Source organism: Methanothermobacter sp., from assembly GCF_030055435.1.
Lineage (GTDB): Archaea > Methanobacteriota > Methanobacteria > Methanobacteriales > Methanothermobacteraceae > Methanothermobacter.
On record NZ_JASFYG010000004.1, the window covers coordinates 1 to 13,865 of the forward strand.

Annotated in this window: 7 protein-coding genes; 1 reads left to right on the plus strand and 6 read right to left on the minus strand. The window is 44.3% G+C overall.

The features are described from left to right. On the minus strand, positions 1-7,277 hold a 7,277-nt coding region (locus QFX30_RS05120; RefSeq protein WP_300489151.1), incomplete at its 3' end, for a hypothetical protein. A gap of 207 nt (positions 7,278-7,484) precedes the next feature. Here QFX30_RS05120 and QFX30_RS05125 point away from each other — a divergent pair. Further along, complete coding sequence (locus QFX30_RS05125; RefSeq protein WP_300489154.1) at positions 7,485-7,664, plus strand: CooT family nickel-binding protein; 180 nt, start codon at positions 7,485-7,487, stop codon at positions 7,662-7,664. A gap of 134 nt (positions 7,665-7,798) precedes the next feature. On the opposite strand, the gene mcrA is transcribed toward QFX30_RS05125, so the two are convergent. The 5 genes from mcrA to mvhB form a co-directional block, all read right to left on the minus strand. Beyond that, positions 7,799-9,460, minus strand: coding sequence for a coenzyme-B sulfoethylthiotransferase subunit alpha (gene mcrA, locus QFX30_RS05130; RefSeq protein ID WP_300489157.1), 1,662 nt, complete (start codon positions 9,458-9,460; stop codon positions 7,799-7,801). Then, complete coding sequence (mcrG, locus tag QFX30_RS05135; RefSeq protein ID WP_300489160.1) at positions 9,460-10,257, minus strand: coenzyme-B sulfoethylthiotransferase subunit gamma; 798 nt, start codon at positions 10,255-10,257, stop codon at positions 9,460-9,462. Before mcrG ends, mcrA begins: the two co-directional genes overlap by 1 nt. A gap of 15 nt (positions 10,258-10,272) precedes the next feature. Continuing rightward, positions 10,273-10,758 carry a methyl-coenzyme M reductase operon protein D gene (gene mcrD, locus QFX30_RS05140; protein WP_300489162.1) on the minus strand — a complete coding sequence of 162 codons (486 nt, stop codon included), beginning with the start codon at positions 10,756-10,758 and terminating at the stop codon, positions 10,273-10,275. Positions 10,759-10,778: 20 nt separating this feature from the next. Further along, positions 10,779-12,110, minus strand: a complete 1,332-nt coding sequence (gene mcrB / locus QFX30_RS05145) for a coenzyme-B sulfoethylthiotransferase subunit beta (protein ID WP_300489165.1) — start codon at positions 12,108-12,110, stop codon at positions 10,779-10,781. A 510-nt stretch (positions 12,111-12,620) separates the two neighbouring features. After that, positions 12,621-13,859, minus strand: a complete 1,239-nt coding sequence (gene mvhB, locus QFX30_RS05150) for a polyferredoxin protein MvhB (protein WP_300489167.1) — start codon at positions 13,857-13,859, stop codon at positions 12,621-12,623. Between the last annotated feature and the right edge of the window lie 6 nt (positions 13,860-13,865).

Sequence of the window (13,865 nt, forward strand, 5' to 3'; positions counted from 1 at the left end):
ACCATAGTCGCATTAACCACCTTATCAATCACCAGATAAGCAGCCGCAGGCACCCTAACCGTAACCTCAGCAGTATTGTTCTCAGGGTAAGGATCAAACTCTTCACCCACCGCAAGAACCCTGTTTACAACATCACCAGTCCTATTCACAAGGACAGTGAAGTTCAAAGTAGCTGATGAACCAGGCAGAAGATCCCCAACCAGCCAGACACCAGTCAGCGGATTAAATGATCCCCTTGAAACCACATGAGACACATAGACAAGCCCCACAGGCAGGCTATCAGTTACAGTAACCCCAGTCGCATTATCCGGTCCATTATTAGTGACAGTCACATAGAAGGTTACCAGCTCACCAAAGTTCGGTGTGCTGTTACTAACCATCTTAGTGACCGCAACATCCGCAGCAGGATCCACAGTTACAGTGGCATTCGCACTATTATCATCGGGACTTGGATCCACTTCAGATCCGTTTACTTCAGCATTATTTGTTAAAGAACCTGATTCAACAGCCATGACCAGTAATTTTAGAATAGCCCTTTCACCAACTCCTAAAGACCCTATGTACCATTTGCCTGTTGAATCATTATATGTTCCCTGCGAGGCTGTAGTAGATACTAAAATGAATCCTCCCGGAATCAGATCCTTTACTTCCACGCCATTTGCTGTGTTTGGTCCTTTATTAGTCACGTTTAATGTAAAATTAAGGTATTCATTATTGTAAATTCTTGTCTTACTGGCCTCCTTTGTAATTGAGAGATCTGCGACAGGTAAAGACTGAAGGTTTACAGTTGCAATGTTATTAGCAGGTACGGGATCATGTTCTGAGCCGCTTATTATGACAAGATTGAAAAGATTTCCTGTGCTGTTAACATAGGCTTGGATTGTGAGTGTGGCTGTTTCAAGGTAGCTGAGCGAACCAACACTCCAAACACCAGTAACCGGATTATAAGTACCCTTAGAAGCCACATAAGAAACAAATACAAGTCCTGGGGAGAGCGTATCGGTTACAGCAACATTGCTTGCATTGCTTGGCCCAAGGTTTTCTGCTGTTACAGTGAACATTACAAGCTGGCCAAATAATGGTCTGGTGTTATTAACATATTTTGTTACTTTCAGATCCACTGATGAGATTGAATTGATGGTTACTGTGGAGTTGTTGTTACTGGTATCTGGGTCAAAGTTTTCTGATGTAACATTTGCACTATTCTTTATTATTCCATCTGCATTAACACGTGCTGTTATTGTGAGTGTGGCTGTTTCAAGGTAGCTGAGCGAACCAACACTCCAAACACCAGTAACCGGATTATAAGTACCCTTAGAAGCCACATAAGAAACAAATACAAGGTTTGAGGGTAATAAATCTTCTACTAGGACATTTAATGCGTCATCAGGACCGTTATTGGACACATTGATTGTGTATGTGATTATCTGGCCATTGTACGGGGATTCAATATTAACAGTCTTTAGTATTGACAACTCAGAGGCTTTAGGTACTCTTATTGTTGTGGAATCATTATTGTTTGACGTGTTAATATCTGTTGTGCTTGAAGTAACATTTGCATCGTTTACAATAGTACCCGTCACATTAACTCTGACAGTAATGTTAAGGGTAACTGTTTCAAGTGGGTTGAGGTTTCCTATAATCCATGATCCCACTACAGGGTCATAAATTCCCCTTGATGCCAGATGGGTGACATATATTAGACCTGCTGGCAGCTTATCGCTCACATTTACATTTGCCGCCGGATCAGGTCCTTTATTCTTAACTTTTATGTAATATACGATAGTATCATCGTAGTTTGGAGATTCATTGCTTGCATTTTTATCGATTTCAATATCGGTGCCAAGTACATGGATAGTTGCTGTTTTTGATGAATTGTATATCCTTTCACCGGTGATATCTCCAGGTAAAGATGTGTAGGTTATATTAACCGTGTTAATAAGATCCTTTCCCGCCAGGGAGGTGTCATCATCGATCCTTGCTTTGAATATGATAGTTACAGTATCTCCCCTGTTAAGTACGGGTGCCCTGTATGTTACCCTATCTGAGTGGGATGTAATGGTCCATCCTGGAGGAATCGAAATGGTCTCGTTATAGGTCATTCCAGCAGGTAATATGTCCTCTATGATCAGGTCATATGCATCTGATGTGCTTGTTGCATTATGTGATACTGTGATTGTCCATGTACAGAGTTCCCCTGGGTTCAGGTTTGTGGTTCCTGTTTTTTCTATCCTGATAACGGGTTCCACTATTGTTACTGAGGCAGCCGATGGTGGGGTTGTTACTGTGTCGGTACCGTTATAGTAACTCAGGGTGGCGTTATTTATAAGTTTGGCGCCATTGATGTTTCCCGGTATGTCCTTCACAGTTATATTATATATTACTGTAATCAAACCGGCGCCTGTGGCGTTTACTTCCCCGAAGTTTATGGTCCATGTGTTCCCTGTTTGAAGAGGTGTGGGAGTTGGGTATTCCACCTGCATTGAAGGGTCAATTATGTAAATAAAGTTGAATGGCTCCAGCCCAACCGGTATAACATCAGTCACCTTCAAACTTTCTGTGCGGCCCACAGGAATATTCAAGGTTAATTTTTGTGTTAAAATGTTTCCTATAGGACTATATGTTGAATTTGAATTATTAAGAAACGTTTTTATAATGCTAGGAGCTTTTAGATAAAGATTCAATGTTGAATTTGCTGTGAGGTTATTTACTCCTCCTTCGCCTGTCCTTTCGCCTGTTTCGGTCCCTGGAATACCTGGTGTTGTGTTATTGGTTCCATATGGCCCTGGGAGACTGGTGGCAGTTATTAAAACCGTGTTATTTATAAATGAACCATGTATAGTGTCATTTCGAAGGTCAGCTGTTATGGTTATATTCACAGTCTGACCCTGGAGCAGCCTATCTATATATGCTGTAAAGTTGTTCCCTATTAAAGTGTATGTGAAGTTGATTGTCGTGTTGCTTTTTGTTGCTGTTACGTCCCTTATGTTAACAAAGATCGGGTCGAGGATGTCCGTTATATTTATGTCATAAAGTGGTGCTATGTTTGATCCTGCTGTGTTTCCGACTGTTATGATGAAGTTAACTGTTTCTCCCCCCTCCAGATCCACAGTCTTATTTGCTGTTTTGTTGACATATGGTGAAGGTAAAATCACAGTAAGGGTATGTGCACTTGATGTGGTGAGGGGAGCGCCAATTTCATTTCTATAGTCGAGAAATGCTCTATTTGTTATTGATCTTCCTGCAGTGTTATTACCATTATTTTTAACCACAAGGTCTATCAGGATCCTTATTGTCTCATTTAATCCCTGTGGATTGGTGTTCGTCAAATTGCCAAGGTAAAAACTCAGCGGATTTGTGCCGGTTTCAGTTATAACCTCAAAATTATTCAATCCTGAAAGAGTGAAGGTAAACGCATCTGATGTTATATTTCCACTGCTTCTGCTTATACGGGCACTTCCCATTATATATGAAAGGTATCTTGAATCTACAGGATCCCTTACCGTTACATTGGCGGTTACTCCCACGGGGATCGTTATGTCAATTCGGTATTTTACAACTTCACCTATCAGAACATTGTTTCCTGTTGAATCGGGCTCTGAAGTTGAATATAACGTTTTGTATATTCTTGGCCCCATTGTACCTAAGGTTGCATTTGCAGATGTTTTGTATAACCTATAATCATCCCTGGGGTCTGTTGATGGGCCAAGTGATTCATATGTCAAGTTAACAGTGTTATTGAAGGTCGAATTAGATCTGACATTTTCATTAAGGGTGACGTTAAACTCAAATGTAAGACTATTTCCAGGGTTTATGGTACCCCCACTATACTCAACGGTTCCATTCAATGGATTGTAACTGTAGGTGAATTCTGGAGGTGTTGTGAGGGCTGTTACAGTGGTCCAGTTGAAGGCCGTTGAATTTAGAAGATCCCATATATAGACGCTGTATGCCGGTGATAAGCCATTATTTGTAACATTAAATCTTATAGTGACGTTCTGCCTTCCTCGGGCAATGTTCGGTGTTATGGTTTTTGTCACATTTAGCAATGGCTGAAGGATGTTGAAGTTGTATGATGCGCCTAGGGGGTCTCCAGGATTATATGGCCAGTTAAGGTTTACTGTATTTGTTCTCTGAATAAAAGGGACATGAGGATTTGAGCTGCTATTCTCCACGACAGCTTTAACTATGATGCTGAATCTGTCGGTAAGGTTGCTGTTGTCGGGATTTACTGTCGTTGTTCCGTTAAAAAGGAATGTTACTGTATTTGAGTTAACAGTGACATCAAGTGGTGCCAGTGTTCCATTGAACTCGGATGTTTCAAGCTTGTATGAAATATAGCGAAGGCCCTGAGGAAGGTATTCGATTACAGTGAGGTTTTCAATTTCACCCTCTGGGAGACTTATATTTATCTGGAAAGTCCCTATCTCTCCAATAGTAAGGTTATTTCCTGCTGTTCCAGGATCAGTGCTGTTTATTAATCTTTTATCCAACTGAGGAGATGCTATGGTAATATTTGCAGTATCCTCATAAAGGGAAGGTTCGGTGACAAAGTTTGGGCCTGTCGGAGTTGATGCGTAAGCTGTTATCTGGGCAGTGTTATTGATAACTTCCCTAGGGTTCACGTCGGCCCTGAGGATTCCTGTACATGTTATTATGACAGTATCATTACCCAGAGGCAGGTTGTCTCTTCCAGGTATCATTTCAATTCTTATTCCTGAAGTGAATAGATCTCCTGTGTAGGGAACTGCAACTCCATTTCCATCCAAAACGCTTATAATTTGAGGATTAATCAATTTTACAGGGATTATATCCCTCACAGTAACATTATAAGCATTCCAGCTGCCTGTGTTCTCAATCAATATTTTATAGGTGATTGTGTCACCTGCATCGGCGCCTATGAGGTTTCCTTCAGGATCTATTATTCCGTGACCTGTTGTGGATGTTATGGTCTTGTTTATTGTCAGTCTTGGCTCCTGTGTTATTACCTGTGCAAGGTCACTCTGACAGAATGCATCAAGGGGACTGTTGTAGTATTTTATTGCGAACTGGTTTGTGAGGTAGAGTTCATCAGCAAATGGCTCATCGGTGGCTGTGACTGTGAACAGTATATGGGAGACCCTTGTCTGCTGATCAGTACTATTCACTGTTCCATAGAAGAAGTGAACAATATTTTGTAGAGGGTCTATGTTAACAGTGGGTAATCTACCAAGGAACGAACTTAAAGTATCGTCGGACGCCAGTCTCCATTCTCCAGCAGCGGGTGGGGCGTCACCCTGAGGTATGTTTGTGGAAATCTGGGTTGCCCTGAAGAATGGTATTGGTAGGAAGTCACACATTGTGAAATTCTCAATATTTGTTGTGGGCACTATAACTCTCAGTGAAAATGTCACATTGTCTCCAGGCCTTACACGGTAGGGCGATACTGGAGTTAAACCATTTATTGCATATACGATCTTTTCTATTGACGGCTGTGATATAGTTACGCTGGCCCCGCTACTCTCGCTAACAGGGTGGCCGTTATGAGAGAGTTTTGATAAACCTGAAACCGTGTTAGATACCGAGTCTCCTGACTTAAGGAATGGGTTTCCTGGTGGATAGTTTGCAGTATCCTCAAATGTGATATCTATAATTGACCTGAAGGTTATGTTACCCATGGTTGCCCCTAGATTATGGTTTCTATCATAGTATAATCCTCCAGGTAAAATACCGCCAATGCCGGCATCATTCAGCTGCCCTGAAACATTAAATATGATTGTCCATTTGCCAGTTGAGGGATCATGACTGACAATGTAGTTTGTTGGTGAAAATGCAAGTGAATACGTATTGCCTGCAATTATTATATTTAATATTGGTGTGAAGGATGTGTCAAAGGATTGTCCGTCACTTATTATGTCGGCGAATATAAGGTCCTTTATTTCAAAGTAATCCGAAATCTGGAAGTCAATCCTGTATTCAAGGATATCACCAGGTCTTACATAACCAGCATTTATGTCCCTGACATATTTTTGAACCGCTAATGATCTTAGATAAACTGTGTAAGTTGAAATTGAGGTTACGTATGTATCGTTATATGTACCATTGGCCATTACAATATTTTTTGATGTGACCGGTGCCCCAGTGTCTGGATCAATAACGTATACTCTGCTGTTATCGAATTCTGGAGCGTATACCCTGAACACAAGGGTCCTATCAATACCTGTGACCCCTGTTATTGAGTCGAATTTAAACTTCAGAGTTCCTCCAGGTGTGGATGTTGATGGTGTTTCAACTATGCTGGCGTCGGCTGAATTTATGATCTGAAGAAACTGGATATTTGATGGTAAAATATCTGTTATGTTTATATTGCTGACGGTTGCGCCGTTGGCAACGTCCACATCTATTATATAATTGAAGGGATAGTTTGGCCCTGTGGCTGTTTCATCCTCATGAAGAATAACCCTCTTCTTAACCCTGAAAACAGTCGGGGTTACCTGATGTATAACCGTTGCCCCATAGATGGGGGGATCAGTTGAGGGATTATCAAGGGGGTCATTCCCAAACCTGAATATGGGTGTAGCGGTTATATTGAGGGGTAATCCCAGAGTTGAATTGATGGCGAGTTTAAAATTGGCTAGGACCTCCGCTACGGGCTGTTCGGGTGTAAAACTTCCGAAGGGATACTCAATTACAATAAGTCTGTAGCCAGGAGTTCCCGTGGTTATGTTTCTGGTGAGGGGGTTTAATATCTGTCCTGACCCTGGAAAGGTTCCAAGATCAAAATAATTTACAGAAAAACCCATGTAGGTCATTCCCTGTAATGTTACCTCAGGTGGGAGGGTAACTTCGACTATGGGTCCAAAACCCGGTGTTGTACCATTATTATCAAAACCAAAGGTTAACTGGAAATTTTCGTTTATTAATGATTCTGAAGGTCCGGTCACTGTAACTTCTGGCTGGCCAAGTGTCAGGTCAACATTTAAGTATCTCTCATCGTTCACTTCAATAAATTTAACACACTCAAGGTGTCCCTTATAATTCGCCCTTACGGTGAAGTTTTTTGTTAGCGGCGCATTCAGAATGTATTTACCATCCATGTCGGTTATGCCCGTTATAACCTTGCCCTCAGCTGTGCTTAAAGTTATATTGGCTCCAGATATTGTTTCAGTGGAATTTTTACAGTCATAAACGGTTCCATAAACAAGTATTTTCGATGAGTTCTCATCATCTAGAGCATATGTACTGCCCGTTAATGTGAATAAAACAAAAACCAAGACTAAATAAAAGTATTTAGACAACAGTAGCCCCCCCTTCTTTTATCCATACTAAACATTATTAATAAAATCATTATATAAATTTTTATATCTGATCATAGAACAGATGAATCATAAACTAAATTCAGTTATAATATGTCGGTATAAAAAATACTACATGATTAATAATGAAAAAATTTATATCTGATAATAAAGATAACCCAAACCTCAATACATCTGGATGGTGAAAGAATGTGTGAATCAAACCTGTACTCAGAAGAAGGTGAACTCCTCATGGAGGACGTTATATTAATTGAGGTCCTTGAAGATGGAATAAAAGCAACGGATATCCTCAACTCAACAAGGAATTTTGAAGGAAAACTCACAAGGCTGGACCTCGATAAGCACAAAATTTACATAAAACAAGAATAACAGTTTTTCTTTTATTCAATAGTAACTGCCGATAGCGATCAGAACAAGCTTAATTTTTAAACTTTCTAATACAGAAGTCTCTATAAGTATTTTCTGAAACTTATTTTAAAAAATAAAAGGGGTTTGTGCTGGAATTATTTTCCAGCTGGTATGATGAGGTCCCTTTCACCCTCTGGCATGAACTCCCTGAGGGCACCTGCTGCGATTGACTTCCTTGGTGATGTGAAGTCAAAGGCGAGGTCCTTATCTGCAAATGCAACCTTTATGAGTGGGTTTGTACAGAAAGCGTCTCCCCTTGCAGCGTGTGGTGCCTGGGCGATACCAGCGTACTCTGGCTGGTGTCCCACGTTCATTGCGTAGTTTGGATAGTTAGGTCCACGGAGTTCGTGTATGAGTCCCTCGTCGCTCCTGATTGAGAGTGAATTGGATGCACCGCACTGATCCTGCAGGTCGTAACCGTAGAATCCGAGCCTGCTGTGGGCCTCCTTGTGGAGTATCTGGCTGAGGTACCATCCATTGATACCCGCGTTTGAGTTTCCTGTTGCGAATGCTGTGGAACATCCTGCTGCTGCGGCTGCAACAGCTGCCCTCTGTGATCCTCCAAAGTGGTCCTCGAGGAGTGTTGGGTATTCCTCGTACTGTTCGAGGCTGTAGAGTGTGACCTCTGTTGAGATGTCCCTAATGACATCCATTGTTGGTTTTGTTCCGCAGAGGCCGTACTTGTCATCCACGTACTCCATGCCGTAGTAGACAAAGTCGTCCAGGATGTCGTCGGTGTAGGCTGCTGTTGCGTACTGTGTGAATCCGACACCACCTGACATGTATGACCCAAGCCATACCTGGTCGTAGAGTGCGGCTGCACCGGCTATGACCTCAAGTGAAACGTTTGCAGGGTCATCTGAAACCCTTGAGGTCTGGACGATGTCTGCGAAGGTACCGAATGCAACTCCACCTGGCTCGTTTGGTCCCCTTGCCCTCCTTGCAGGCATTATTGTACCCATCTCTATAACGTCTGCGTGTTTTGCAGCGTATGAGAAGTCAGCGATTGCTGCTTCACCTGCGCAGAGTTTGTAGGCGGATATGAAGCTCATACCAATCTGCATTGCAGACCATCTTGAAACTGTACCTCCGTCACAGGTCCTCACGACTATTGTCGGCACCCTGTTAACCTGGTAGGTCCTGTTTCCAATGTAGCTTTTGATCTGTTCGGCCTGCTCTTCAGGGAACTCCTTGTTTATGTCTATGAGTACTCTCTTGTCCAGTTCATCTGCCAGGTTGTCGTCTCCTGTGAAGATCTTGGCGTAGCAGTCCTCCACGAGTCCCGGGTGGACCTCAACCATGTGCTCCTGGACCACTGCACCACCTGGGAGGGCGTGGTTGATTGCCTCCATGTACTCGTTGATAGTCTCGGGGGTTACCTCCACACCCAGCCTCTTCTCAAGGACTGCGTGTGCTGTGTCCATACCCACTATGACTGTCCTCTTTATGTCGTCCACCATCTGCTGGATGGCCGCGTTGTTCACGAAGTGGAGGTCGTCACCTTCAACGTAGGCGTCTGTCCCTGAGACTCTGTATGCCATGAGTTTCCTCTGACCAAGAGGCACCCCTATGTCAGGGTTGTAGAATGGTATTCCTCCCCTCTTTTCAGCAGCCTTCTTGGCATACTCTGTGAATTCTTTTTTACGTGCGGACTGTTCCCATCCGCCGAAGCAGTAGAAGTTTGTGTATTTTTCGTCAGGGTCCTCCCCCTCAAACTTCTTCTTTAAAGCCTTAAGGAATAGTTTCTTTTCATCCATTAATCATCACCTAGCCTTTTTCTTAGGTCATCCTTGAATACGTCCATGCCGAATCCGCCCAGGGTACGGCCGGTGTGTATGTTTTCAACAACTTCAATTGCCTCTTTATCATCCCTCATAGCGATGTTGTCCTTCCTGTAGATTGTGGTGATCTTCTTAAGTTCATCCTCATCGAGGGGCTGGCCCATGTCCACTGGCTCGTCAAGGGGCCTTCCAACCTGGTCCTTGACATAGACCACGTGGCCCTTCTCTTCATCAAAGACGTACCTCTGGAGGGCGTCAAACATGAGGCCGTTTTCATCGAGTCTGAGGGAGTGTCCGTGAACTGTTGCACCCCTTATACCTGTTGTTGCAGGGTCGAAGAGTTCTGTTTCAACAAGTTCCTTTGAGACTCCCTCAAGGTCCAGTTCTCTCATTTCAATGACCTGCCTTCCTGAGAGTGTACCTGTGTCAACACCGCGGTACCTCCACATGTAGGTCCTTGCCCTGTCGTAGGGCTGGGCAGGTGCATTGTACATGGAGTCTGCGAACTGGATGTACCTGACCCTCACACCCTCCTTTGCACCCTGTATGGGTTCAACCATGTCCCTGACGATGTCCTCCTCGAAGTCCATCTCATCCAGTGGGGGGTGCACTGATTTGTAACTTTCACCGGGGTTTCTGTGTCCCAGGACCTTGACCAGGTCCTCGTCTGATACTTCCCTTAATTTACGGAATTCGTAATCAGGGTTCATGTGTTTTCTTCTGTTTTCAGCTATCTGGGTTTCTCCAGGAGTGTACTGGGCTTTGTAAGACATATCATAACCTCACAATCATTTTATGTTAACAACGGTGTCCTTCACCCTTGAACTTGGATCAGCCATACCTATTATCCTGGGATCGATTTTGTCCTCAAAGTTGAGACCGTATTTGAGGTAATCGGATATGGTGATGTCTTTCTTTGTGAAGGCACCTATGAATACCTTATAGGGGCAGGGGAGCGCTTCCTTCAGGATTTCATCGATTTTGTCCATGTTCTCCTCCAGGGCCTCCGGGAGTATTCCCACTATGACCTCTCCGACCTTAACGCGGAGTTCAACCTCCTCTCCACGTACCTTTATCTTTTTCCGGTCACTGTGTTTAACCTCTGTGCCCCTGGCGGGTCCATAGTACACCCTGTCTGGTATAGATGGTCCATGAACCAGTACCCTGACTATACCTTCAAGTTCATAGATGCTGTTCAGCAGTTTCTCAACGGTTTCGGGTTTCAGAAGCCTCTGGGGGAATATCTTAAGATCGACGAATCCTGTTTCTGGCATTTCAAACTCCCCGTTTCAGCCTATAACTGGTCCTTTATCTCTGCGGCACCCTTTGCGACGTTGACTATTGGTTCTCTGAAGTAGTCTATTTCGCTGTAAACGGATCCTATGAGTCCTGATGTTTTTTCAACTGAAAACATCTGTGTTCCTGCGTCAAGACACATGGCTGCAGCAACGCATGGGAGGGCGAATCCCTTACTGTGCCTTGTTACAACGTGGTTTCCGTGGAATATACCTGGACCTCCTCCACCGTAGATGGAGTGGCTGAAGAATGAGAATCCTACTGCTGTACCCATGGCCCTTCCGAAGTCCACGCCTGGGAGTCCTGTCTCGTATTCAAGTATGTCGTTGTAGTAGAGCACTGTTGATGCAACGCCCTGGGCTGCCCTTGCTGCTCCCACGTTGACTATTGTTGCTGCAAGGAGTCCTGTTGCCGCGTATGCGTTCCAGAGTGCCCAGTCGGCTGGTTCATAGACCTTGTAGCCTGAGTTCATCTCCTTGGCCACTTTAACGACTCCATCCTCAACTGCCCTTTCCACCAGTGAAGCTATCACTGTACCGACTGTGCCCTTACCGTTCTCCTTAACTAGGTCAAAGAGAAGGTTGTTGGCGTTGAGTCCCTGGTATGCAAGTCCAAGGAGGTGCATCCTTTCGAATGCCCCGACAGCGTCACCTGTCTCGAACATTGCGGTCTGTTCGAGTATGGATGATAGTGCTGATGCGTTGAGTGTGTTCTTTCTTGTGATGGCGACGACGTGGTTTGCCATTATGTTCCTGAGACCGTATCCGAGTCCCTCAAGGAGCACAGGTGGTCCGAGCAGTGTTGAGAGGTTGGCTCCTGTGAAGTCCACTGTCTGTGGGTACCTTCCCATCACAGCTGTTTTAACAGCATTTGCATCGAACATGTCCACATCGAATTCGTCGATGATTGCCTGTACAACGGCTGCCCCTGTGACAAGTGCTGAGACAGTGTAGTCTGCTGCTACGCCCATCCTTGTTGTTGGGACCTGCACCAGGATCTGCTGACCGTTTTTTATGAGGCGTATGTTTGTGTCATCGTCCTCTGAGGTCTGGACCAGTTTTTTGACCTTTTCAGCGATTGCCTCTGCGTTTTCAACAATTGGCAGTTCAACTTCCCTTCCAGGGATGAAGTTGGACTTTCCTCCAAGAGCTGCCTTTTTGAGGCTTCCTTCAATTCCAGCGAGGTTAACTGCAACTGACCTTTTCACGTCGCTTACCAGGTTTGCTATTGTCGGGTTTTTAAGGGGGCTTATGGCTTCAAGAGGAACATCCTCCTCAAGGAGCTTACCATCTGCCCCATAGAGATCTATTCTGTCTTCATACATTGGCATGGTATTCACACCTCTTTTTTTATTTATTTATTAATAAAATTTATTAATTTATTATTGAATGTGAGGGGGTTATGGAATCAGGATTTAAGTGACTTAAGAGGGTTTCATGGTTTTAACAGGGTCCATCTCAGATTCGATGTCTCTAAATGGGCCTTCAGGTTATACCGAAGTTCATCCTCCAACCTCCAGAGCATAGCTCATTATAGAACAAGCCATACTGCACGTATCAGTATTAATCTGTATTAATCCAGATATAAGCGCTTATGCTTCGTTTTCTGGACATCTATGACTCTATTGAATAAGAAAGAAGGATAATATAAATGTTTTCAAAAGAAAAAAAAGAAAAATTTTAAATATGAAAAATTATTTTTTCATAAAAATATTATTATAAATAATAACAGTTGTATTGAAGTCGGGGTTCGAAAACAATCTTTCATAAAAATATTTTTCTAAATAATAACATAGTGGATGTGAAGTCAAGAATCTCCCTGAAAACAAAAAGAAGTGGGTTTATTTGAGTGACAGTGCACCCTTTGGACAGGCGGGTATGCACTGGTCACAGAGTATGCAGAACCCTTTAAGTGGAACCTTCTCGTCGGTGAGTTTCAGCATGTCGTATGGACAGGCCTCTATACAGTCACCGCACTGGTCGCAGAGGGCAGGGTTGTACTGGACCCTCTTCCTCTTGACAACCTCGCCATCAATGACCTTGTCCATATCCACAAGGCTGAGGGCGCCCTTTGGACAGGCCATGGTACATGCGCCGCAGCGTGTACACATGGCGAAGGATGGCTCCTCATCCACCTTTTCATTGTCAGGTAGCTTCATGCCCTCCTTCGTCACAACCCTTATTGCATCGTTGGGGCAGATGTTGGCACATGCACCGATGAAGTCACATTTTTCTTCATCCCAGACAAGGCCCTCTTCACTTGCAGGTTTGGCTGGTCCAAGTTCCACCTCAAGGTCTATGGCATCCACTGGACAGAGCTGTTCACATAGTCCACAGGCTGTACATATGGCTGGAAGTTCGACTGTAAGGTTTGATGACTTTGGAACTATGAAATCACCAGGGCATGCCTCCACACAGGTGTTGCAGCCTATACATGCCTCTTCATCCAGCTCGAATTTCTTGATTTCCTTGGCCCTCTTCTCTGGTTTTTTGCCTGAGATGTAGACGGCGTTCCATGGACAGGTCTGTGCACAGACACCGCACTTTATGCAGGTGTCCTCATCGATCTCTATGACTCCACCCACCTTTTCAAGGGTTATGGCATCCACTGGACATTCAGGGACACACATTCCACACCCGACACAGTCAGCGATGAATATGGGTCCCTCGATTTCCAGTTCAACCTTAGCTGGTTCCTTGATGCCCTCAACCCCTATGACACCCACAGGGCAGATGTCAACGCATTTCTGGCACATGACACAGAAGCCCTGGAGCGGAATCTTTTTGACCTTACCCGCGTCAAGTTTGAGGATCTGTGGAGGGCAGACCTCCACGCAGTCCCCGCACTCATTGCACTTGTCAGGGTTGAAAACTATCCTGCCCTGGGTGTTACCTGCCTCGTCAACCACCAGGTCCTCAATCTTGAGGGCACCGGTTGGGCAGGCATCGACACACTTGGGTTCCCCGCCGCAGATGTCACAGTAGATAACATCCTCCGGTGTTACCTCAATGGCTGCAGTAGGGCAGGTCCCCTGGCAAGCACCACACCTTATGCAGTCCTCTTTGTTGACAACTATCATTCTACC

What these genes read in the sequence shown, in the direction of transcription:
- QFX30_RS05125 (WP_300489154.1), top strand. Translation starts at nt 7,485, where the DNA reads ATGTGTGAATCAAACCTGTACTCAGAAGAAGGTGAACTCCTCATGGAG.
- mcrA (WP_300489157.1), bottom strand. Translation starts at nt 9,460, where the DNA reads ATGGATGAAAAGAAACTATTCCTTAAGGCTTTAAAGAAGAAGTTTGAG.
- mcrG (WP_300489160.1), bottom strand. Translation starts at nt 10,257, where the DNA reads ATGTCTTACAAAGCCCAGTACACTCCTGGAGAAACCCAGATAGCTGAA.
- mcrD (WP_300489162.1), bottom strand. Translation starts at nt 10,758, where the DNA reads ATGCCAGAAACAGGATTCGTCGATCTTAAGATATTCCCCCAGAGGCTT.
- mcrB (WP_300489165.1), bottom strand. Translation starts at nt 12,110, where the DNA reads ATGCCAATGTATGAAGACAGAATAGATCTCTATGGGGCAGATGGTAAG.
- mvhB (WP_300489167.1), bottom strand. Translation starts at nt 13,859, where the DNA reads ATGATAGTTGTCAACAAAGAGGACTGCATAAGGTGTGGTGCTTGCCAG.